Raw genomic sequence first — 22569 nt, 5'->3', positions numbered from 1 at the left:
AGTGAAGCGACGGCCCGCGATTCTCGTCCTGGAGGACGGGCGCACGTTCCACGGCGAGGCGTACGGCAGCGTCGGGGAGACCTTCGGCGAGGCGGTCTTCAACACCGGCATGACCGGCTACCAGGAGACGCTCACCGACCCCTCCTACCACCGGCAGGTGGTGGTGCAGACCGCGCCGCACATCGGCAACACCGGCGTCAACGGCGAGGACGACGAGTCCGGCCGGATCTGGGTGGCCGGGTACGTGGTGCGCGACCCGGCCCGGATCGGCTCGAACTGGCGCGCCACCGGCGGCCTGGAGGACCGGCTCGCCGCCGAGGGAGTGGTCGGCATCAGCGGGGTGGACACCCGGGCGCTCACCCGGCACCTGCGTGAGCGCGGCGCGATGCGGGTCGGTGTCTCCAGCGTCGAGGACGACCCGGCCGCGTTGCTGGAGCGGGTACGCCGCTCGCCGCAGATGGTCGGCGCCGACCTGTCCGCCGAGGTGAGCACCCCCAAGCCGTACGTCGTCGAGGCGCAGGGCGAGCACCGGTTCACGGTGGCCGCGCTGGACCTGGGCATCAAGCGCAACGTGCCGCGTCGGCTCGCCGCCCGCGGCGTCACCACGCACGTGCTGCCGGCCGGCTCGACGATCGACGACCTGCTCGCCACCGGCGCGGACGCGGTGTTCCTCTCGCCCGGCCCGGGCGACCCGGCGACCGCCGACGGCCCGGTGGCCCTGGCGCGGGAGGTGCTGACCCGGCGGATCCCGCTGTTCGGCATCTGCTTCGGCAGTCAGATCCTCGGCCGGGCGCTCGGCTTCGGCACCTACAAGCTCGGGTACGGCCACCGCGGCATCAACCAGCCGGTGCTCGACCGGGTCACCGGCAAGGTCGAGGTGACCAGCCACAACCACGGCTTCGCGGTGCAGGTGCCGGGCGCCGGGGACGGCGCGGTGGTGCCGGATCAGGTGATCCAGACCGAGTTCGGCGGCGTCCAGGTGTCACACCTCTGCCTCAATGACAACGTGGTCGAGGGGCTGCGGGCCGTGGACGTGCCCGCCTTCACCGTCCAGTACCACCCGGAGGCGGCGGCCGGTCCGCACGACGCGGACTACCTGTTCGACCGCTTCGCCGAGCTCATCGAAGGCGGCAAGAATGCCTAAGCGGACCGACCTGAAGCACGTGCTGGTGATCGGCTCCGGGCCGATCGTGATCGGACAGGCCTGCGAGTTCGACTACTCCGGCACCCAGGCCTGCCGGGTGCTGCGCAGCGAGGGGATCCGGGTCAGCCTGGTCAACTCCAACCCGGCGACGATCATGACCGATCCGGAGTTCGCCGACGCCACCTACGTCGAGCCGATCACCCCGGAGTTCGTCGAGCTGGTCATCGCCAAGGAGCGCCCGGACGCGCTGCTGCCCACCCTGGGCGGGCAGACCGCGCTGAACACCGCGGTCGCGCTGCACGAGGCGGGCGTGCTGGAGAAGTACGGCGTCGAGCTGATCGGCGCCAACATCGAGGCGATCAACCGGGGCGAGGACCGGCAGCTGTTCAAGGACATCGTGGCCAAGGCCGGCGTACGCCTGGGCCTGGACGACCCGTCGACGCTGACCCCGCGCTCGCGGGTCTGCCACTCGATGGACGAGGTCCGGGACACGGTCGCCGAGCTGGGCCTGCCGGTGGTCATCCGCCCGTCGTTCACCATGGGCGGTCTCGGCTCGGGCATGGCGCACACCGACGAGGACCTGGAGCGCATCGCCGGCGCGGGCCTGGCCGCCAGCCCGGTGCACGAGGTGCTCATCGAGGAGAGCGTGCTCGGCTGGAAGGAGTACGAACTCGAGCTGATGCGCGACCGCCACGACAACGTGGTGGTGGTCTGCTCGATCGAGAACGTCGACCCGATGGGCGTGCACACCGGTGACAGCGTCACGGTGGCTCCGTCGATGACGCTCACCGACCGGGAGTACCAGCGGCTGCGCGACCTCGGCATCGCCGTGCTGCGCGAGGTCGGGGTGGACACCGGTGGCTGCAACATCCAGTTCGCGGTCAACCCGGCCGACGGCCGGATCGTCGTGATCGAGATGAACCCGCGGGTGTCGCGCTCCTCGGCGCTGGCGTCGAAGGCCACCGGCTTCCCCATCGCCAAGATCGCCGCGAAGCTCGCCATCGGCTACACGCTGGACGAGATCCCCAACGACATCACGCTCAAGACGCCGGCCGCGTTCGAGCCGACGCTGGACTACGTGGTGGTGAAGATCCCCCGGTTCGCGTTCGAGAAGTTCCCCGGCGCCGACCCGGAGCTGACCACCACCATGAAGTCGGTGGGCGAGGCGATGAGCCTGGGCCGCAACTTCACCGAGGCGCTGAACAAGGCGATGCGCTCGATGGAAACCAGGTCGTCCGGTTTCTGGACCACCCCGGACCCGGCGGGAGCCACGAAGGAGAACACGCTCGCCGCGCTGCGGATGCCGCACGACGGCCGGCTCTACACCGTCGAGCGGGCGCTGCGCCTGGGCGCGTCGATCGCCGAGGTGGCCGAGGCCTCCGGCGGCATGGACCCCTGGTTCCTGGACCAGATCGCCGCCCTGGTCGAGCTGCGCGCCGAGATCGTCGACGCCCCGGTGCTCGACGCCGGCCTGCTGCGCCGGGCCAAGCGGGCCGGCCTGTCCGACCGGCAGCTGGCCGCGCTGCGCCCCGAGCTGGCCGCCGAGGACGGGGTACGCACGCTGCGCCACCGGCTCGGGGTCCGGCCGGTCTACAAGACGGTGGACACCTGCGCGGCCGAGTTCGAGGCGACCACGCCCTACCACTACTCGACCTACGACTCCGAGACGGAGGTGGCGCCCTCGGACCGGCCGAAGGTGCTCATCCTCGGCTCCGGGCCGAACCGGATCGGGCAGGGCATCGAGTTCGACTACTCGTGCGTGCACGCCGTCCAGGCACTGCGGGACGTGGACTACGAGACCGTGATGGTCAACTGCAACCCGGAGACCGTCTCCACCGACTACGACACCGCCGACCGGCTCTACTTCGAGCCGCTGACCTTCGAGGACGTGCTGGAGGTCTGGCACGCCGAGGACTCGTCGGGCAAGGCGGCCGGCGGGCCGGGCGTGGTCGGGGTGGTCGTGCAGCTCGGCGGCCAGACCCCGCTGGGCCTGGCCCAGCGGCTCAAGGACGCCGGGGTGCCGATCGTCGGCACCTCTCCGGAGTCGATCCACCTGGCCGAGGAGCGGGGCGCGTTCGGCGCGGTGCTGGCCCGGGCCGGGCTGCGGGCGCCCGCGCACGGCATGGCCACCTCGTACGACGAGGCGAAGGCGATCGCCGACGAGATCGGGTACCCGGTGCTGGTGCGGCCGTCGTACGTGCTCGGCGGTCGGGGCATGGAGATCGTCTACGACGACGCCACGCTGCGCGACTACATCGGCCGGGCCACCGACATCTCGCCCGATCACCCGGTGCTGGTGGACCGCTTCCTCGACGACGCCATCGAGATCGACGTGGACGCGTTGGTCGACGCGGACGGCGACGTCTACCTGGGCGGCGTGATGGAGCACATCGAGGAGGCCGGCATCCACTCCGGCGACTCCTCCTGCGCGTTGCCGCCGATCACGCTGGCCGGCTCGCACCTGACGCAGGTGCGCCGCTACACCGAGGAGATCGCCCGCGGCGTCGGGGTGCGCGGCCTGCTCAACGTCCAGTACGCGTTGCAGGGCGACACGCTCTACGTGCTGGAGGCCAACCCCCGCGCCTCGCGTACGGTGCCGTTCGTGTCGAAGGCCACGGCGGTGCCGCTGGCCAAGGCGGCGGCCCGGATCGCGTTGGGCGCGACGATCGCGCAGCTGCGCGCCGAGGGCCTGCTGCCGCCGACCGGTGACGGCGGCACCATGCCGGCCGACGCGCCGATCGCGGTCAAGGAGGCGGTGCTGCCGTTCAAGCGGTTCCGCACCCCGGCCGGCAAGGGCATCGACGTGCTGCTCGGCCCGGAGATGCGGTCCACCGGCGAGGTGATGGGCATCGACACCGGCTTCGGCCGGGCGTTCGCCAAGTCGCAGGCCGCCGCGTACGGGTCGCTGCCGACGGCCGGGAAGATCTTCGTCTCGGTGGCGAACCGCGACAAGCGCGGCATGATCTTCCCGATCAAGCGCCTGGCGGACCTCGGCTTCGAGATCGTCGCCACCACCGGCACGGCCGAGGTGCTGCGCCGGCACGGCATCGCCTGCGAGCAGATCCGCAAGCACTACGAGTCGGGCGAGGGGGCGGACGCGGTCTCGCTGATCCTCGGCGGCGACGTGGCGCTGGTGGTCAACACCCCGCAGGGCTCCGGCGCGAGTGCCCGCTCGGACGGCTACGAGATCCGCAGCGCCGCGGTCACCGCGGACATCCCGTGTGTCACCACCGTCCCCGGCGCCGCCGCCGCGGTCATGGGCATCGAGGCGAGGATCAACGGCGACCTCCAGGTCCGCCCCCTCCAGGACCTGCACGCCGCCCTCCGGGCCGGCGAGTGACCACCCCGACATCCGCGTCGATCATGAGGTTGGCGGCGGTGACGGACATCCACATCGCCGCCAACCTCAGGGTCAACGGGTCGGGGGCGGGGCGGTGATCTTCGAGAAGGTGGTGCGGCCGCGGCTGTTCGCGCTCGGGGGCGGGGACGCCGAGGCGGCGCACGAGTGGACCCTCGCCCGGCTGGCCGCGCTGTCGCGGCGGCCGGCGATGCTGGCGGCGCTGCGTCGGACGTACTTCCGGGCCTCGCCGCGGGAGGTGTTCGGGGTGCGCTTCCCGAACCCCGTCGGGTTGGCCGCCGGCATGGACAAGAACGGTCTGGCGCTGCCCGCCTGGCCGGCGCTCGGCTTCGGTTTCGTCGAGGTCGGCACCGTGACCGCGCACGCCCAGCCGGGCAACCCCCGGCCCCGGCTGTTCCGGCTGCGCGACAGCGAGGCCGTGATCAACCGGATGGGCTTCAACAACGCCGGCGCGGACGCCCTGGCCGCCCGGCTGGCGGCGCTGCCGCGCCCGCTCGGCGTGCCGCTGGGCATCTCGCTCGGCAAGTCCAAGGTGACCCCGCTGGACGAGGCGGTCGAGGACTACCTGGCCTCCTACCGGGCGCTCATGGGGCACGGCGACTACTTCGCGGTCAACGTCTCCTCGCCGAACACCCCGGGCCTGCGGTCGCTGCAGGACCGGTCCCATCTGGACGCGCTGCTCGCCGCGCTGGTGGGGGAGAAGCCGGTGCTGGTGAAGATCGCCCCGGACCTCAGCGAGCCGGCCGTCGCCGAGCTGCTGGAGGTGTGCCTGGACCGGGGCGCGGCCGGCGTCATCGCCACCAACACCACGCTCGGTCGGGACGGGCTCGCCCCCGCCGACCGGGCGCGCGCCGCCGAGACGGGCGGCCTCTCCGGCCGGCCGCTGACCGACCGCGCCCGGGAACTGGTCGGCTTCGTGCACCGGGAGACCGGGGGCCGTCTGCCGGTGATCGGCGTCGGCGGCATCCTCGACCCCGACGACGCGACCCGGATGTTCGACGCCGGCGCCGCCCTGGTCCAGCTCTACACCGGCTTCATCTACCGGGGCCCCGCCCTCACCCGAGCCATCACCACCCGCACCACCCGTTGACCCCGGTTCGCGCGATCTTGCAGTTTCGGCCCCGGCACACCGCTCATACCGGGCGCGACACGGGCCGAAACCGCAAGATCGCCGGGGAGAGGCGAAGGAGGAGAGTCCGTGACGCCCGAGGAGATCCTCACCCTTGACCGGCGGCACGTCTGGCATCCCTACTCGGGGATGCCGGCGGGCAGCCCGCCGTACGTGGTGGAGAGCGCCGCCGGGGTGCGGTTGCGGCTGGGCGACGGGCGGGAGCTGGTCGACGGCATGTCGTCCTGGTGGGCGGCGATCCACGGCTACCGGCACCCGGTGCTGGACGCCGCGGTGACCGACCAGCTCGGACGGATGAGCCACGTGATGTTCGGCGGCCTCACCCACGAACCCGCGGCACGCCTGGCGCGCACCCTGGTCGAGCTGGCCCCGGACGGGCTGGAACACGTCTTCCTGGCCGACTCCGGCTCGGTGAGCGTCGAGGTCGCGGTGAAGATGTGCCTGCAGTACCAGCGCGCCGTCGGGCGCCCGGGACGCCGCCGGCTGGGCACCTGGCGGGGCGGCTACCACGGCGACACGTTCCACCCGATGAGCGTCTGCGACCCGGAGGGCGGCATGCACCACCTGTGGGGCGACGTGCTGCCCCGTCAGGTGTTCGCGCCGGTGCCGCCGCCCGGCTTCGACGCCACGCCCGACCCGGCGTACGAGGCGGCGCTGGTGGAGGCGGTGGAGCGGCACGCCGACGAGCTGGCCGCGGTGATCGTCGAGCCGGTGGTCCAGGGCGCCGGCGGGATGCGGTTCCACCACCCGCACTACCTGCGGGTGCTGCGCGAGGTGACCCGGCGGCACGGCATCCTGCTGGTCTTCGACGAGATCGCCACCGGCTTCGGCCGGACCGGCCGGCTGTTCGCCGCCGAGCACGCCGGCGTCACGCCGGACGTGCTCTGCGTCGGCAAGGCGCTCACCGGTGGCTATCTGACGCTGGCGGCGGCGCTCTGCACCCCCGAGGTGGCCGGGGCGATCTCCGCCGACGGCGTGCTGGCGCACGGTCCGACGTTCATGGGCAACCCGCTCGCCTGCGCGGTCGCCAACGCCTCCCTGGGCCTGCTGCGGGCCGGGGACTGGTCCGGGCGGGTGGCGGGGATCGCGGCGGGCCTGCGGGCCGGCCTGGAGCCGTTGCGCGGCACGCCGGGCGTGGCCGACGTGCGGGTGCTCGGCGCGATCGGCGTGGTCCAGCTGGACCACGAGGTGGACCTGCCGCGGGCGACCGCCGCCGCGGTCGGGGAGGGGGTGTGGCTGCGCCCGTTCCGGGACCTGGTCTACACCATGCCGCCGTACGTCTGCGACGAGGCGGACGTGGCCCGGATCGCGGCCGGCGTGGCCGCCGCGGTCAAGGCCGGCTGAGTCCCGGCCGGGCGGTCGGGGCCGGCTGGTCCGGCCGGGACGACCTGACGCGACGGGAGGTCCGTCGCCGGACACGGAGGCGGCCCCGGCCGCCGGAAGAGGGAGATGCGCGATGGAGACGTTCGGCGCCCGCCTGCACCGGGCCGTGGCGGAGCGGGGACCGCTCTGCGTGGGGATCGACCCGCACCCGGGTCTGCTCGCCGACTGGGGCCTGCCCGACGACGTCGAGGGGCTCGAACGGTTCAGCCGCACCGTGGTGGAGGCGATCGGCGACCGGGTGGCCGTGGTCAAGCCGCAGTCGGCGTTCTTCGAGCGCTTCGGCGCGCGGGGTGTCGGCGTGCTTGAGTCAACTATCCGACAGTTGCGAAATGCGGGCGCGCTCGTTCTGCTCGACGTCAAGCGCGGTGACATCGGCTCGACGGTCCGCGCGTACGCCTCGGCGTACCTCGATCCATCCAGCCCGCTGTATGTCGACGCGGTCACCGCGAGCCCCTACCTGGGGGTGGGTTCGCTCGCCCCGATGTTCGAGTTGGCCGCCGCGCACGGCGGCGGAGTGTTCGTCCTGGCGCTCACCTCGAACCCCGAGGGCGCTGCCGTGCAGCGTGCCGTGGCCGCCGACGGACGCACCGTGGCGCAGACTGTGATCGACGAGATTTCCCAGCTCAACCGGGGTGCGGAGCCGCTCGGCAGCATCGGCCTGGTGGTCGGCGCGACGATCGGTGAGACCGGTCACGACCTGGATGCGGTCAACGGTCCGCTGCTCGCGCCGGGCCTCGGGGCGCAGGGTGGGACGCCCGCCGGGCTGCGTGCGGTCTTCGGCGCCGCCCTGCCGTCGGTGCTGCCGTCGTACTCCCGTGAGGTGCTGGGCGCGGGGCCGGACCAGGCGGCCCTGCGGGCCGCCGTCGAGCGGGTGCTGACCGAGTGCCGGGCCGCCCTGACCACCGCCTGACTGACTGACGGCTCCGTCACTTTACGTTGATCATCGCGCGTCCACGTTGCCGAAAGCTCCGTTGACCGCTAGTTTTCCCCGCGCTGGGAACCACGGACCCCTTTGGTTGCCAGCGACACCACGTTTCACAGCTGCGGTGGGGCGCTCCGCCCGCCGTACTAGGGACCTGAGGAGAACTGGTGCCGCTCCCGTCACTGACCCCCGAACAGCGCGCTGCCGCGCTGGAGAAGGCCGCGGAGATCCGCAAGGCCCGCGCTGAGCTGAAGGAGCAGCTCAAGCAGGGCAAGACCACCCTCGCCACCGTCCTCGAGCGGGCCGAGTCCGACGACGTCGTGGGCAAGCTGAAGGTTTCGGCAGTGCTCCAGGCGATGCCGGGCATCGGCAAGATCCGGGCCACCCAGATCATGGAGAAGCTCAAGATCGCCGACAGCCGTCGCCTGCGCGGCCTCGGCGAGCAGCAGCGTAAGGCGCTGCTCGGAGAGTTCGCCGCCAACTGAACGGCCCACCGTGTAGAAACAAGCGGTGAGCACGGATGACGAGGCGCGCTCGGCGGCTCGGCTCACTGTCCTTTCCGGCCCCTCCGGGGCCGGCCGGGGCAGTGTCGTCGAGTTGGTCCGGGCGCGCCTTGCGTCCGTGTGGGTGCCGGTGGTCGCCACCACGCGGCCGCCGCGCCCGGGGGAGCGCGACGGGGTGGACCGCCTCTTCCTCGACCCCGCCGGCTTCGACCGGCTGATCGCGGCCGGCGAGCTGCTGGAGTGGTGCCGGATCGGGCCGTACCGGCGGGGCGTGCCCCGCGCGGGCGTGTGGACCCGGCTCAGGCAGGGCCGTCCGGTGCTGCTGCCGTTGGACCTGGCCGGCGCGCTCGCCGTCCGGGCCGTGGCGCCGCGGGCCCGGCTGGTGCTGCTCGCGCCGCCGGCGTACCGGGCCGAGCCGGCCGTCGCGGCCGCCTTCACACACGCCGTGGCGCACGACCGAACCGAGCGTGCCGCCACCGAGCTGGTAGGATTGCTCGGTTCGTCATTCCTGGCCCCGGCCCGACCGCCTCCCGGCGGTTGAGCGGCCCGCCAGCCGGTCACCGCCCCCGGGCGGCGCACGAGACGCAGAGGTTTGAATTCGTGGGATCCATCGCCACCAACCCCGAGGGCATCACCAACCCGCCGATCGACGAGCTGCTCGAGAAGACCACCTCGAAGTACGCGCTGGTCATCTTCGCCGCCAAGCGTGCCCGCCAGGTCAACGCCTACTACAGCCAGCTCGGTGAGGGCCTGCTGGAGTACGTCGGCCCGCTGGTGGAGACCACCCCGCAGGAGAAGCCGCTCTCCATCGCGATGCGTGAGATCAACGCGGGCCTGCTCACCGCCGAGCCGACCGACCAGCCGTAGTTCCGTCCGCGCCGATGCCCGCCGAGATCGTCCTCGGGGTCGGCGGTGGCATCGCCGCCTACAAGGCGTGTGAGCTGCTCCGGCTCTTCACCGAGTCGGGTCACCGGGTCCGGGTCGTGCCGACCGCGTCGGCGCTCCGCTTCGTCGGTGCGCCGACCTGGGCGGCCCTCTCCGGCCAACCGGTGGCCGACGACGTCTGGTCCGACGTGCACGAGGTGCCGCACGTGCGGCTCGGGCAGCACGCGGACCTGGTCGTGGTGGCGCCGACCACCGCCGACCTGCTCGCCAAGGCCGCGCACGGCCTCGCCGACGACCTGCTCACCAACACGCTGCTGACCGCGCGCTGCCCGGTGGTGCTGGCCCCGGCCATGCACACCGAGATGTGGGAGCACCCGGCGACCGTGGCCAACGTGGCCACGCTGCGCTCCCGGGGCGTACGGGTGATCGAGCCGGCGGTCGGCCGCCTGACCGGGCGGGACACCGGCAAGGGCCGGCTGCCCGACCCGGCGGAGATCTTCGCCGTCGCCCGGCGGGCGCTGGCCCGCGGCGTCGCCGCCCCGGCCGACCTGGCCGGCCGGCACGTGGTGGTCACCGCCGGCGGCACCCGCGAGCCGCTCGACCCGGTCCGCTTCCTCGGCAACCGGTCGTCCGGCAAGCAGGGGTACGCGTTCGCCCGCGCCGCCGTGGCCCGGGGCGCCCGGGTGACGCTGGTGTCGGCGAACGTGGCCCTCGCCGACCCGGCCGGCGCCGACCTGGTCCGGGTGGGCACCACCGAGGAGCTGCGCGAGGCCACGCTGGCGGCGGCCACCGACGCGGACGCAGTGGTGATGGCCGCCGCGCCCGCCGACTTCCGTCCGGCCAGCTACGCCACCGGGAAGATCAAGAAGTCGGCGGACGGCGTCGCGCCGACCGTCGAGCTGGTCACCAACCCGGACATCGCCGCCGAGTTGGGCCGGGATCGCCGGCCCGGGCAGGTGCTGGTGATCTTCGCCGCGGAGACCGACGACGCCGAGGCCAACGGCCGGGCCAAGCTCGCCCGCAAGCGCGCCGACCTGATCGTGGTCAACGAGGTGGGTGTCGACAAGGTCTTCGGCGCGGAGACCAACGCGGCGACCGTGATCGGGGCCGACGGCGCCGTGCACCGGCTGCCCGAGCAGCCCAAGGAGGACCTGGCCGACGCCGTCTGGGATCTCGTGGCGGCGCGCCTGGGCCCGCCGTCCTGACGGTTGGTCTGCTCGCCGTTCCCGGGGCCGGACCGGAACGGGGGCGACTAAACTGCCGCCGAGCGACCTTTAAAAGTCTTCACATGCTTAGGAGTGCCGTGACACGTCTCTTCACGTCCGAATCGGTCACGGAGGGCCACCCGGACAAGATCGCCGACCAGATCAGTGACGGCATTCTCGACGCGCTGCTCGCGCAGGACCCGCACAGCCGGGTCGCGGTGGAAACGCTGATCACCACCGGGCAGGTGCACGTCGCCGGCGAGGTGACCACCAAGGCGTACGCCGACATCCCGACCATCGTCCGGGAGACCATCCTCGGCATCGGCTACGACTCGTCGAAGAAGGGCTTCGACGGCGCGTCCTGCGGCGTCAGCGTGTCCATCGGCGCCCAGTCGCCGGACATCGCGCAGGGCGTGGACAACGCGTTCGAGCTGCGCACCGGTGGCTCGGAGAGCGCGCTGGACGCGCAGGGCGCGGGCGACCAGGGCATGATGTTCGGCTTCGCCTGCTCCGAGACGCCCGAGCTGATGCCGCTGCCGATCGCGCTGGCGCACCGGCTGGCCCGCCGGCTCGCCGCGGTGCGCAAGGACGGCACCATCCCCTACCTGCGTCCGGACGGCAAGACCCAGGTCACCATCGAGTACGACGGCCTGCGCCCGGTACGCCTGGACACGGTGGTCGTCTCCAGCCAGCACGCGGCGGACATCTCGCTGGAGTCGCTGCTCACGCCGGACGTGCGGGAGCACGTCATCACGCCGGAGCTGGAGGGCCTGGGTCTGGAGACCGAGGGCTACCGGCTGCTGGTGAACCCGACCGGGCGGTTCGAGATCGGCGGCCCGATGGGTGACGCCGGCCTGACCGGCCGCAAGATCATCGTGGACACCTACGGCGGGTACGCCCGGCACGGCGGTGGCGCGTTCTCCGGCAAGGACCCGTCGAAGGTCGACCGGTCCGCCGCGTACGCGATGCGCTGGGTGGCCAAGAACGTGGTCGCCGCCGGCCTGGCCGAGCGGTGCGAGGCGCAGGTCGCGTACGCGATCGGCAAGGCGCACCCGGTGAGCCTGTTCATCGAGACGTTCGGCACCGAGACGGTGGCGGTGGCCTCCATCGAGAAGGCCGTGGCCGAGGTGTTCGACCTGCGTCCCGCCGCGATCATCCGGGACCTGAACCTGCTGCGCCCGATCTACCAGCAGACCGCCGCGTACGGCCACTTCGGCCGGGAGCTGGCGGATCTGACCTGGGAGAGCACCGAGCGGGCCGCCGACCTCAAGTCGGCCGCGGGAGCCTGACCGCCACCACGCGCCGCGACCGGCGACCCGCCGAGGGGTCGCCGGTCGCTCGCGTCTGCGTGGACGTGCCGCTGCCGCATCTCGACCGGCCGTTCGACTACCTGGTCCCGGAGGCGCTGGACGCCGACGCCCGGCCCGGGGTGCGGGTGAAGGTCCGGTTCGCCGGGCAGCTCGTCGACGGCTGGCTGCTGGAACGCGTCGCCGAGTCGGCGCACCCCAAGCTGGCGTACCTGGAGAAGGTCGTCTCCCCGGTGCCGGTGCTCTCCCCGGAGGTGGCCCGGCTGGCCCGGGCGGTCGCCGACCGCTACGCCGGGAGCCTGGCCGACGTGCTCCGCCTCGCCGTGCCGCCCCGGCACGCCCGCGCCGAGAAGGCCCTCACCGCCGCCGGCACGTCCGCGGACCCCGACCGCGCCCCGGACGCCGCCGGAGAGACCCACGTCGACGTCGGCGTCGCGCCGTCGGCGGCCGCCGACGCGTCCGCGGACCCCGACCGCGCGCCTGCCGCCTCTCCGGCGGACCCCGGGTCCGTGCGACCGGAACCGGTCGGCGCGCCGGTCGATCCGCGCGGCTGGCGGGACTACCCGGCCGGGCCGGCGCTGATCCGGGCGCTCGCCGACGGCCGGGCGCCCCGCGCCGTGTGGTCCGCGCTGCCGGGGGAGGACTGGGCCGAGCGGTACGCCGACGCCGTGGCCGCGACCGTGGCCGGCGGCCGGGGAGCGCTGGTCGTGGTCGCCGACGCCCGGGACCTGGACCGCCTCGACGCGGCGCTGACCGCGGTGCCGGGCGCGGGGCGGCACGTCCGGCTCACCGCCGCCGACGGCCCGGCCGCCCGGTACCGCGCCTTCCTGACCGCCCGCCGGGGCGAGGCGCGGGTGGTGATCGGGACCCGGGCCGCCATGTTCGCCCCGGTGGAGCGGCTCGGCCTGGTGGCCGTCTGGGACGACGGCGACGACCTGCACGCCGAACCCCGCGCGCCCTACCCGCACACCCGCGAGGTGCTGCTCACCCGGGCCCAGCTCACCGGCGCGGCCGCCCTGGTCGGCGGCTACGCCCGGACCGCCGAGGCGCAGCTGCTGGTGGAGACCGGCTGGGCCCGGGAGGTGGTCGCCGACCGCGCCACCGTCCGGGCGCGGATGCCGGCCATGGCGCCCACCGGCGACGACCCGCAGCTGGCCCGGGACCCCGGCGCGGCCTCCGCCCGGCTGCCCAGCCTGGCCTGGACCACCGCCCGGGACGCGCTCCGCGCCGACCTGCCGGTGCTGGTGCAGGTGCCCCGCCGCGGCTACCTGCCCTCGGTCGCCTGCGCCGACTGCCGGGCCCCGGCCCGCTGTCCGCACTGCGCCGGTCCGCTGAGCCTGCCCTCGGCCCAGGGCACGCCGGCCTGCCGCTGGTGCGGCCGGGTGGCCGCCGCGTACGCCTGCCCGGAGTGCGGCGGGCGGCGGCTGCGGGCCTCGGTCACCGGCGCCCGGCGTACCGCCGAGGAGCTGGGCCGGGCGTTCCCGGGCGTGCCGGTGCGGACCTCGGGCCGGGAGGAGGTGCTGGCCACCGTGCCGGGTGGGGCCGGGCTGGTGATCGCCACCCCGGGCGCGGAGCCGGTGGCCGAGGGCGGCTTCGGCGCGGTGCTGCTGCTCGACTCGTGGGCGCTGCTCACCCGGGCCGACCTGCGGGCCGGGGAGGAGGCGCTGCGCCGGTGGATGGCCGCCGCCGCGCTGGCCCGTCCCGGCGCGGCCGGGGGCCGGGTGGTGGTGGTCGCCGACGGCGCCCTCGCGCCGGTGCAGTCGCTGCTGCGCTGGGACGCGGCCTGGTTCGCCGAACGGGAGCTGGCCGAACGCCGCGAGCTGGGTTTCCCGCCGGCGGTGCGGATGGCCAGCGTCACCGGCGTGGCCGAGGCGGTGGCCGACCTGCTGGCCGGCGCCCGGCTGCCGGACGACGCGGAGGTCCTCGGCCCGGTGCCGGCGGAGGAGGGGCGGGAGCGGATGCTGGTCCGGGTCCCCCGGGCCCGGGCCGCCGCCCTGGCCGACGCGTTGCACGCGGCGGCCGGGCAGCGCAGCGCGCGCAAGGCGGTCGATCCGGTCCGGCTCCAGGTCGATCCGCTCAGCCTGTTCTGACCGGCCCCCGACGGCCGTGACCCAGCGCACCCGGGCCGGCGCGCACGGTCGTGAGCTGGGGTTTGCCGCACACCTGGTCCGGCAATTGGGTAGCGGGCGGTGATAGCATCGCCCGTCATGCCCAGGCGCGCGGTTTTCCGCGCGGGACACGGCACGGCGGATGCTCCCAGCACGTCGGGCCGACACGGATTCGATGTCGTCAGTCAGCCGGTGAGCAGGGGTGGACCAGTCGTGACCGTTCGTCAGTCGATCGTCTTCAACGGCGACCTCGGCAGCGGCAAGAGCACCGTTTCCGTCGAGATCGCCAAGCGGCTCGGCCTGCGCCGGGTCAGCGTCGGCGACCTCTACCGGCAGATGGCCCAGGAGCGGCAGATGACCGCCCTCCAGCTCAACCTGCACGCCGAGCTGGACCAGGCCGTCGACGGCTACGTCGACCAGCTCCAGCGCGACATCGCCGCCTCGGGCGAGTCGCTGGTGATGGACTCCCGCCTGGCGTGGCACTTCTTCACCGACGCGCTCAAGGTGCACATGATCACCGAGCCGACCGAGGCGGCCCGACGGGTGCTGGCCCGCCCGTCCGGTCCGGCCGAGAGCTACACCTCGCTGGAGGAGGCGCGGGCCAAGCTGCGCGAGCGCAGCGAGAGCGAGCGCGGCCGCTTCATCGTCCGGTACGGCGTCGACAAGGCCCGGCTGCGCAACTACGACCTGATCTGCGACACCACCCGGGCCAACCCGGAGCAGGTGATCCAGCACGTGGTCGACGTCTACGAGGGCCGGCTCGGCGCCGAGGTGCTGCGCGCCGGCCAGCCGCTGCTGCTGCTCGACCCGAACCGGGTCTACCCGACCGAGGACGTGGCCACGCTGCGCGGTCTCTGGGACTCGGAGTTCGCCGGCGAGGTGGCCGAGGCCGGCGACGAGGCGCTGGAGCCGCTGAGCATCGGCTACACCGGTGAGTACTTCTTCGTCGTCGACGGGCACCGGCGGCTCAGCGCCGCGGTGCGCGGCGGGTTCCCGCTGGTGCCCGCCCGACTGGTCGCCGAGGTCGACGAGCCGGTGGTCGGCGGCATGAGCGCCGTCGACTTCTTCGCCGCCCAGGCCCGGCCGGGTCTGATCCACGACTGGGAGGACGCGCACGGCATCGCGCTGCCGCTGCCGGAGCACGCCCTGCTCGGCGGTGGTGCGGTGCTCGCCGGGGAGCCGGGCGCCGGGGCCTGACGGCCGTCCGGGCGCGGCGACGGGATCGCCCGATCCGGCGGAAACGGGGCATGATGGGGGTCTCCGACGCCTGGGGAGGCCGACCGTGGATCCTGCCGACGCCCTCGCGCTGCTGATGTCCCCCGCGGGTCGGGTCGACCCCTACCCGACGTACGAGCGGTTGCGCGCGCACGGCCCGGTGGTCCAGGCCGGGCCCGTCTTCTACGTGGTGACCGGGTACGCCGAGGCCGACGCGATCCTGCGCGACGCCCGGTTCGGGGTGATGGACGACGGCCTGCGCGACCAGTTCATGCCCGGCTGGCGGGAGAGCCCGGCGGTGCTGTCCATCTCCCGGTCGATGCTGCGCACCAACCCGCCCGACCACAGCCGGATGCGGCGCCTCGCCGCCGGCGCGTTCACCCCACGCCGGATCGCCGCGATGCGCGACGTGGTGCAGGCGCAGGCCGACGACCTGGTCGACCGGCTGCTGGCCGGCGGGCGGGGCGGCGCGCCGGTCGACTTCATGGCCGAGTTCGCGTACCCGCTGCCGGTCGGGGTGATCTGCGCGCTGCTCGGCGTCCCGGCGGCGGACCGGCCGCTGTTCCGGCGCTGGGCCACCGACCTGACCGGGGTGCTGGAGCCGGAGATCACGGCCGACGAGCTGGCCGTGGCCGACCGGGGCGCGGGCGAGCTGCGGGCCTACTTCACCGAGCTGGTCGCGGCCCGCCGCCGGGCCCCCGCCGACGACCTGACGACCGCGCTGGTCCAGGCCCACGACGGCCATGATTCGGCCTCCGCGCCGCAAGACGGCGCTCCGGACCGAATGAGGGCCGACAGCGACGGTGAGAGCCTCTCCGGCGACGAGCTGCTGGCCAACCTGATCGTGCTGCTGGTGGCCGGCTTCGAGACCACCACCAACCTGCTCGGCAACGGTCTGGTGGCGCTGCTCGACCACCCCGACGCGGCCGCGACGCTGCGCGAGCACCCGGAGTTCGCCCCCGGCTACGTCGACGAGCTGCTGCGCTACGACTCGCCGGTGCAGCTGACCTCCCGGATGAGCACCGAGCCGTCCCGGCACGGCGGCCTCGACCTGCCGCCGGAGAGCTGGATCATCGTGATGCTCGGCGCGGCCAACCGTGATCCCCGCCGCTACCCGGAGCCGGCGCGCTTCGACCCGTGGCGACCGCAGATCCACCCGCTGTCCTTCGGCGCCGGGCCGCACTACTGCCTCGGCGCCGCGCTGGCCCGGCTGGAGGCACAGGTGGCGTTCCCGCTGCTGCTGCGCCGGCTGCCCGGGCTGGCTCTGGCCGGCGCGCCCGAGCGGCGGGTCCGGCTCACCCTGCGCGGTTACGCCACGCTGCCGGTCACCGTCGGGCGGGAGGCGGCCCCGGTCACCGTTCCCGGTACGCCACCGGAGGCGTCCGGCCGCACTCCGTAGACTGGGACGGCACCACCCGTCCCAGACAAGGAGCCACGCCGCGTGACCGTCCAGCCCATCCGTCTGTTCGGCGACCCGGTGCTGCGCACGCCGGCCGACCCCGTGGTCGACTTCGACGCCGAGCTGCGCAAGCTGATCGCCGACCTGACCGACACGATGCGCGAGCAGAACGGCGCCGGCCTGGCCGCGCCGCAGCTCGGGGTGGGCCTGCGGGTGTTCACCTTCGACGTCGACGACATGCTCGGCCACCTGGTCAACCCGGTGCTGGAGTTCCCCGACGAGGAGGAACAGGACGGCCCGGAGGGTTGCCTGTCCATCCCTGGGCTCTACTTCGACACGAAGCGCCGGCAGAACGTGATCGCCAAGGGCTTCACCGCCCACGGCGACCCGATGCAGATCGTCGGCACCGGCCTGATGGCCCGCTGCCTGCAGCACGAGACCGACCACCTCGACGGGGTGCTCTTCCTCGACCGCCTCGACGCGGCCGGCCGCAAGGAGGCCATGAAGGCGATCCGGCAGGCGGACTGGTACGACCAGGCCGCCCCGCCCACGGTCAAGCTGAGCCCGCATCCCGTCACCAACCCGTTCGGCCTGGGGCGGTGACCCGGATGCGCCTGGTCTTCGCCGGCACGCCGGCGGTCGCCGTACCGGCCCTGGACGCGATCGCCGCCTCCGGCCACGAGCTGCTCGCCGTGGTCACCCGCCCCGACGCCCCGGCCGGCCGGGGCCGAGGGCTGCACCGCTCGCCCGTCGGCGCGTGGGCCGACGCGCACGGCGTCGAGGTGCTCACCCCGGCCCGGCCACGCGAACCGGAGTTCCTCGACCGGCTGCGCGCGTTGGCGCCGGACTGCGTACCCGTGGTCGCCTACGGCGCGCTGGTGCCGCCGGTGGCGCTGGAGATCCCCCGGCACGGCTGGATCAACCTGCACTTCTCGCTGCTGCCCGCCTGGCGGGGCGCGGCGCCGGTCCAGCACGCCGTGCTGCACGGCGACGAGCTGACCGGGGCCAGCGTGTTCGAGCTGGAGGAGGGGCTGGACACCGGCCCGGTCTACGGCACGGTCACCGACGAGATCCGTCCCACCGACACCTCCGGCGACCTGCTGGAGCGGCTGGCCCACTCGGGCGCCGGGCTGCTGGTCGCGGTGCTCGACGCGATCGACGCCGGCACCGCCCGGGCGCAGCCGCAGCCGTCGGACGGCGTCTCGCTCGCCCCGAAGCTCACCGTCGAGGACGCGCGGGTGCGCTGGACCGACCCGGCGTTCGCGGTGGACCGGCGGATCCGCGCCTGCACGCCGGCCCCGGGTCCGTGGACCACCTTCCGCGACGACCGGGTCAAGCTCGGCCCGGTCACCCCGCTGGCCGACGGCCCGGAGCTGAAGCCGGGCGAGCTGCTGGCGGAGAAGTCCGGCGTCCTGGTCGGCACCGCCACCGGGCCGGTGCGCCTCGGTGAGGTGCGCGCCGCCGGCAAGAAGGCCATGTCGGCCGGCGACTGGGCGCGCGGCGCCCGGGTCGCCGCGGGCGAGGTTTTCGCGTGACGCGGCCGGAGCGGCCCGTCGAGGGCGAGCGTCCCCGGGGGTACGGGCGCGGCGAGCGCGGTTCCGGGCGCCCCGGTGACCGGTCCGGCGGGCCGTCGCGGGGCGGCTACGACCGGCGGGACACGCGCCGCCCGGTGCGGCCCGCGGTGGACCTGCCCCGGCAGGTCGCCTACGAGGCGATCGCCGCGGTGCACCGCGACGACGCGTTCGCCAACCTGGTGCTCCCGACGATGCTGCGCGAGGCGGGGCTCAGCGGCCGCGACGCGGCGTTCGCCACCGAGCTGACCTACGGCACGCTGCGGCACACCGGCACCCTGGACGCGATCGTCACCGACGCGGCGGGCCGGGACGTGCAGCGCATCGACCCGCCGGTGCGGGACGCGCTGCGGCTCGGGGCCTACCAGCTGCTGCACACCCGGGTGCCGGCGCACGCCGCGGTCTCCTCCACCGTGGACCTGGTCCGGACGGTGGGTCCGGGCGCGACCGGCTTCGCCAACGCGGTGCTGCGCGAGATCGCCGGGCGGGACGCCGACGCGTGGGTGGCCAAGCTCGCCCCGGCCGAGGAGACCGACCCGATCGGCCACCTGGCGCTGGCGTACAGCCATCCGCAGTGGATCGTCCGGGCGTTCGCCGAGGCGCTCGGCGGTGACCTGGGGGAGACCACCCGGCTGCTGATCGAGGACAACGAGCGCCCACCGGTGCACCTGTGCGCCCGACCCGGCCTGGCCGACCCGGTGGCGCTGGCCGACGAGGTCGGCGGCGCGCCGGGCGCGTTCTCGCCGTACGCGGTCTACCTGCCCGGCGGCGCGCCGGGCGACCTGGCGGCGGTGGCCGACGGGCGGGCGCACGTGCAGGACGAGGGCTCCCAGTTGGTGGCCGACGCGTTGGCGAACGCGCCGCTGGAGGGCCCGGACGGCCGGTGGCTGGATCTGTGCGCCGGCCCGGGCGGCAAGTCCGGCCTGCTCGGTGCGATCGCGGCGACGCGCGGGGCGCGGTTGACCGCGGTCGAGGTGGCCGAGCACCGGGCCCGCCTGGTCGCCCAGGCCACCCGCGGGCTGCCGGTCACCGTGGTGCACACCGACGGGCGCACTGTCGGCGGGGACCCGAAGCTGCCGGAGGGGCACTTCGACCGGGTGCTGGTCGACGCGCCGTGCACGGGGCTGGGCTCGCTGCGCCGCCGGCCGGAGTCGCGCTGGCGCCGCCAGCCGGCGGACCTGCCGCCGCTGACCCGCCTGCAGCGTGAGCTGCTCACCGCCGCGCTGCGCGCGGTCCGTCCGGGTGGCCTGGTCGCGTACGTGACCTGCTCGCCGCACGTGGTGGAGACGCACGTGACGGTGACCGAGGCGTCCCGGCGCTGCGGTCTTCCGGTCGACTTCGTCGACGCCCGGCCGCTGCTGCCGGCCGGCATGCCGGGTCTGGGCGACGGCCCGACGGTGCAGCTCTGGCCGCACCGTCACGGCACGGACGCCATGTTCCTGGCCGTCCTCCGCCGAGGCTGACCGGCTCCGCCCCTCCACTGGGTTGATCAAGGAGTTCGCCGTCGGATTCCCGACGCGAACTCCTTGATCAGCGCGGAGGCGGCGGGGGAGAGGCATCCCGGGGCGGTAGGGGGTTGGTGGGATGTGACGCGCCGTTGACTGTGCGATCGATACATGTAACTGTTCCGATCACCGGTCGACCCGTCACCCCCGCCCGCCGACCCCCATGAGGAGTCTCCATGAGACGCAGCACGCCGACCACGAGCCTCGCGCTCGCCCTCGTCGCCACCCTGACGACGGCGAGCCTGGCCGGCACCGCCTCCGCCGCTCCCGCGCCGGCCCCCGCCCCGGCACCCGCCACCGCCGTCGCGCTCGCCGCGCCGGACGTCTCCCTGGCCAACGTCCAGGCCCACCTCACCCAGTTCAACTCCATCGCCAGCAGCAACGGCGGCAACCGACGGGCCGGCTCGGCCGGCTACGCCGCGTCGGTCAGCTACGTCAAGGGCAAGCTCCAGGCGGCCGGTTACACGGTCACCGAGCAGACCTGCACCACCTGCACCTACCCGGGCAGCAACCTCATCGCCGAGTGGCCGCAGGGCCCGACCGACCAGGTCGTCATGTTCGGCGCCCACCTGGACAGCGTCTCCGCCGGCCCGGGCATCAACGACAACGGCTCCGGCTCGGCCACCCTGCTGGAGAACGCCCTGGTGCTCGCGGCGCAGAACCCCACCATGACCAAGCGGGTCCGGTTCGCCTGGTGGAACGGCGAGGAGCAGGGGCTGCAGGGCTCGAAGTACTACGTCAACCAGCTCAGCTCCACCCAGCGGGGCTACATCAAGGGCTACTACAACTTCGACATGGTCGCCTCGCCCAACGGCGGCTACTTCATCAACCGGATCACCTCGGCCACCGCGGCGCCGCTGAAGGCGTACTGGGACTCGTTCGGCATCCAGCCGGAGGAGAACACCGAGGGCCAGGGCCGCTCCGACGACTACTCGTTCGCCAACGCCGGCATCCAGACCTCCGGATACGCGGCGGGCGCCAGCTACACCAAGACCGCGGCCCAGGCCAGCAAGTGGGGCGGCACCGCGGGCGCGGCGTACGACGGCTGCTACCACCGCTCCTGCGACACCACCAGCAACATCAACACGACCGTCCTCAACCGCAGCGCCGACGGCGTGGCGTACGCCATCTGGCAGCTCGCGGTCGGCGGCGGCACCCCGACCAACGACTTCTCCGTCGCGGTGAGCCCCACCTCCGGCAGCGTCGCCCGGGGCGGCTCCACCACCGCCACCGTCAGCACCGCCACCACCAGCGGCAGCGCCCAGACCGTGGCGCTGTCCGCCAGCGGCGCCCCGAGCGGCGTCTCGGTGAGCTTCAGCCCGTCCTCGGTCACCTCGGGCGGCTCCGCCACCATGACGGTGACCGCCTCGGCGTCGGCGACCACCGGCACGTTCACGCTCACCGTGACCGGCACCGGCTCGGCCACCCGCACCGCCAGCTACACGCTCACCGTGACCGGCGGGGGCGGCGGCTGCACCGGCGGGCAGCTCATCGGCAACAGCAGTTTCGAGTCGGGCAGCACGCCGTGGACGGCCAGCTCGGGCGTGATCACCAACGACTCCGGCCAGGCGGCCCGGACCGGCTCGTACAAGGCGTGGCTGGACGGCTACGGCTCCTCGCACACCGACACGCTGAGCCAGTCCGTCACCCTGCCGGCCGGCTGCGCCAGCTACACGCTGGCCTTCTGGCTGCACATCGACACGGCCGAGACGACGACCTCGGTCGCGTACGACAAGCTGACCGTGCAGGTCGGCTCGACCACGCTGGCGACCTACTCGAACCTGAACAAGGCCACCGGCTACACCCAGCGCACCTTCAACCTCGCCGCGTACGCCGGCCAGACGGTCACGCTCAAGTGGACCGGCGTCGAGGACGCCTCGCTGCAGACCAGCTTCGTCCTGGACGACGTGACGCTCCAGGTCGGCTGAGCACACCGGGCGGGGTGGGCCGACGCCCGCCCCGCCCCCGGCTCAGGTGACCGGCAGCGCCTTCGCCCCGGCGCCCCGGACCGACCGGGTCAGCGTGCGGTCGGAGACCCAGAGGAAGCACTGCACGCCCCGGTCGCCGTCGCGCCACTGCTGCTCGTACGGGTGGTAGATGATGGTGCCGGCCCGGTACTGCATGTTGCCGTCGTTCGGCACCTTGGCGTACGTGGCGATCAGTCCCCGGCACGCCTTGTGCGCCCGCAGCGAGGTGCGCTGGAACTCCGCGTAGCTGATGTCCGGCGCCTGCCAGATCCCGACGAACTCGGCGTGGTGCTTGGCGGTGCAGGCGACCGGCCGCATCGCCTCGATGTCGTCCTTCACCAGCTTCGGGTTGAAGCAGCCCAGCGCCAGCGGCGAACCGGGCTTCAGGGCGGCGCGCAGGCTGCCCTGACGCTCGGTCACCGTGCCGTCGTCCAGGTCGTTGACCTCGGCGACGTCGCAGCGGTACCAGCGGGCCCCGCCGGACCACGCCGGGGCCGACGGGAACACCACGGACAGCTGCAACCGCCCCGACCGCCAGTCCGCGCCGACGGCCTTGGTGACCTGCCGGGCGCAGTCGGCGTGGGCGGCGCGCAGACCGGCGGATCCGCCGCGCGGAGGCGCGGAGCGCGCGGCCTCCGGCCCGGTCAGCGTGCCGACGTGCAGCGTCTCGGCCCGGTGCGTGGTGGCGCAGTCGACCGGTTGGTAGCCGCTGAGATAGCCGACGTCGGCGACGGTCGGGTGGCAGACGTCGGCCTTCGGCACGAAGCCCACGGGCGCGGCGAATGCGGGCCAGTCGTCGGCCAGGTCACGGTCCACCCCGGCCGGCGCGCCGCAGCCGCCGAGCGCCAGCACCGCCACCGCGCCCGCGGCGACCGCCGCCCACCATCGCCGCATCGCGACCGACCTCCCCGCCGTCCGGAGCCGCCCGGCCGACCGGTACGCCTCGGCGACGCAGCATACGGCACCGA

At 74.1% G+C, this 22569-nt stretch carries 18 protein-coding genes; 17 read left to right on the top strand and 1 reads right to left on the bottom strand.

Features of this window, described 5'->3' with window-relative positions:
- Position 1: 1 nt before the first annotated feature.
- The 17 genes from carA (at position 2) to CO540_RS07915 (ending at position 21562) form a co-directional block, all read left to right on the top strand.
- Entirely contained in the window at positions 2-1144 is a 1143-nt protein-coding gene (gene carA / locus CO540_RS07995; protein ID WP_099161535.1) for a glutamine-hydrolyzing carbamoyl-phosphate synthase small subunit, read from the top strand.
- Positions 1137-4484, top strand: coding sequence for a carbamoyl-phosphate synthase large subunit (gene carB / locus CO540_RS07990; RefSeq protein WP_099161534.1), 3348 nt, complete (start codon positions 1137-1139; stop codon positions 4482-4484). The genes carA and carB overlap by 8 nt, the downstream gene beginning before the upstream one ends.
- Before the next feature lie 94 nt (positions 4485-4578).
- Positions 4579-5592, top strand: coding sequence for a quinone-dependent dihydroorotate dehydrogenase (locus CO540_RS07985; protein ID WP_099161533.1), 1014 nt, complete (start codon positions 4579-4581; stop codon positions 5590-5592).
- A 108-nt stretch (positions 5593-5700) separates the two neighbouring features.
- Positions 5701-6975: an adenosylmethionine--8-amino-7-oxononanoate transaminase gene (locus CO540_RS07980; protein ID WP_099161532.1), complete on the top strand. Its 1275-nt coding sequence runs from the start codon at positions 5701-5703 to the stop codon at positions 6973-6975.
- Positions 6976-7087: 112 nt separating this feature from the next.
- Positions 7088-7924, top strand: a complete 837-nt coding sequence (gene pyrF / locus CO540_RS07975) for an orotidine-5'-phosphate decarboxylase (protein ID WP_099161531.1) — start codon at positions 7088-7090, stop codon at positions 7922-7924.
- 179 nt (positions 7925-8103) lie between these two features.
- Positions 8104-8421 (top strand): integration host factor, actinobacterial type, encoded by a 318-nt coding sequence (gene mihF / locus CO540_RS07970; RefSeq protein WP_013285515.1) that lies wholly within the window; start codon positions 8104-8106, stop codon positions 8419-8421.
- A 25-nt stretch (positions 8422-8446) separates the two neighbouring features.
- Positions 8447-8980 carry a guanylate kinase gene (locus CO540_RS07965; RefSeq protein WP_099161530.1) on the top strand — a complete coding sequence of 178 codons (534 nt, stop codon included), beginning with the start codon at positions 8447-8449 and terminating at the stop codon, positions 8978-8980.
- 59 nt (positions 8981-9039) lie between these two features.
- Positions 9040-9306: a DNA-directed RNA polymerase subunit omega gene (gene rpoZ, locus CO540_RS07960; protein WP_013285517.1), complete on the top strand. Its 267-nt coding sequence runs from the start codon at positions 9040-9042 to the stop codon at positions 9304-9306.
- A 14-nt stretch (positions 9307-9320) separates the two neighbouring features.
- Positions 9321-10529 (top strand): bifunctional phosphopantothenoylcysteine decarboxylase/phosphopantothenate--cysteine ligase CoaBC, encoded by a 1209-nt coding sequence (gene coaBC / locus CO540_RS07955; protein ID WP_099161529.1) that lies wholly within the window; start codon positions 9321-9323, stop codon positions 10527-10529.
- A 98-nt stretch (positions 10530-10627) separates the two neighbouring features.
- On the top strand, positions 10628-11818 hold the full coding sequence (metK, locus tag CO540_RS07950) for a methionine adenosyltransferase (protein ID WP_245666717.1): 1191 nt from the start codon (positions 10628-10630) through the stop codon (positions 11816-11818).
- Between the two features lie 59 nt (positions 11819-11877).
- On the top strand, positions 11878-13926 hold the full coding sequence (locus CO540_RS07945; RefSeq protein ID WP_099161528.1) for a primosomal protein N': 2049 nt from the start codon (positions 11878-11880) through the stop codon (positions 13924-13926).
- A gap of 231 nt (positions 13927-14157) precedes the next feature.
- A complete protein-coding gene (locus tag CO540_RS07940; protein ID WP_098745342.1) occupies positions 14158-15141 on the top strand; it encodes an AAA family ATPase in 984 nt (327 codons plus the stop codon).
- Between the two features lie 85 nt (positions 15142-15226).
- Positions 15227-16558 (top strand): cytochrome P450, encoded by a 1332-nt coding sequence (locus tag CO540_RS07935; RefSeq protein WP_099161527.1) that lies wholly within the window; start codon positions 15227-15229, stop codon positions 16556-16558.
- Positions 16559-16600: 42 nt separating this feature from the next.
- Entirely contained in the window at positions 16601-17161 is a 561-nt protein-coding gene (gene def, locus CO540_RS07930; RefSeq protein WP_091578009.1) for a peptide deformylase, read from the top strand.
- Between the two features lie 5 nt (positions 17162-17166).
- Positions 17167-18093 carry a methionyl-tRNA formyltransferase gene (fmt, locus tag CO540_RS07925; RefSeq protein WP_099164656.1) on the top strand — a complete coding sequence of 309 codons (927 nt, stop codon included), beginning with the start codon at positions 17167-17169 and terminating at the stop codon, positions 18091-18093.
- Positions 18090-19592, top strand: coding sequence for an RsmB/NOP family class I SAM-dependent RNA methyltransferase (locus tag CO540_RS07920; RefSeq protein WP_099161526.1), 1503 nt, complete (start codon positions 18090-18092; stop codon positions 19590-19592). Before fmt ends, CO540_RS07920 begins: the two co-directional genes overlap by 4 nt.
- A gap of 218 nt (positions 19593-19810) precedes the next feature.
- Positions 19811-21562, top strand: a complete 1752-nt coding sequence (locus CO540_RS07915) for a M28 family peptidase (RefSeq protein WP_099161525.1) — start codon at positions 19811-19813, stop codon at positions 21560-21562.
- 42 nt (positions 21563-21604) lie between these two features.
- Here the strand turns inward: CO540_RS07915 and CO540_RS07910 are convergent, their stop codons facing one another.
- Positions 21605-22495, bottom strand: coding sequence for a septum formation family protein (locus CO540_RS07910; RefSeq protein WP_099161524.1), 891 nt, complete (start codon positions 22493-22495; stop codon positions 21605-21607).
- Positions 22496-22569 lie beyond the last annotated feature (74 nt).

Source organism: Micromonospora sp. WMMA2032 (assembly GCF_002688545.1).
Lineage (GTDB): Bacteria > Actinomycetota > Actinomycetes > Mycobacteriales > Micromonosporaceae > Micromonospora > Micromonospora sediminicola.
Note: the sequence above shows the minus strand (reverse complement) of the source record. Positions and strands in the feature narration are given on the sequence as shown.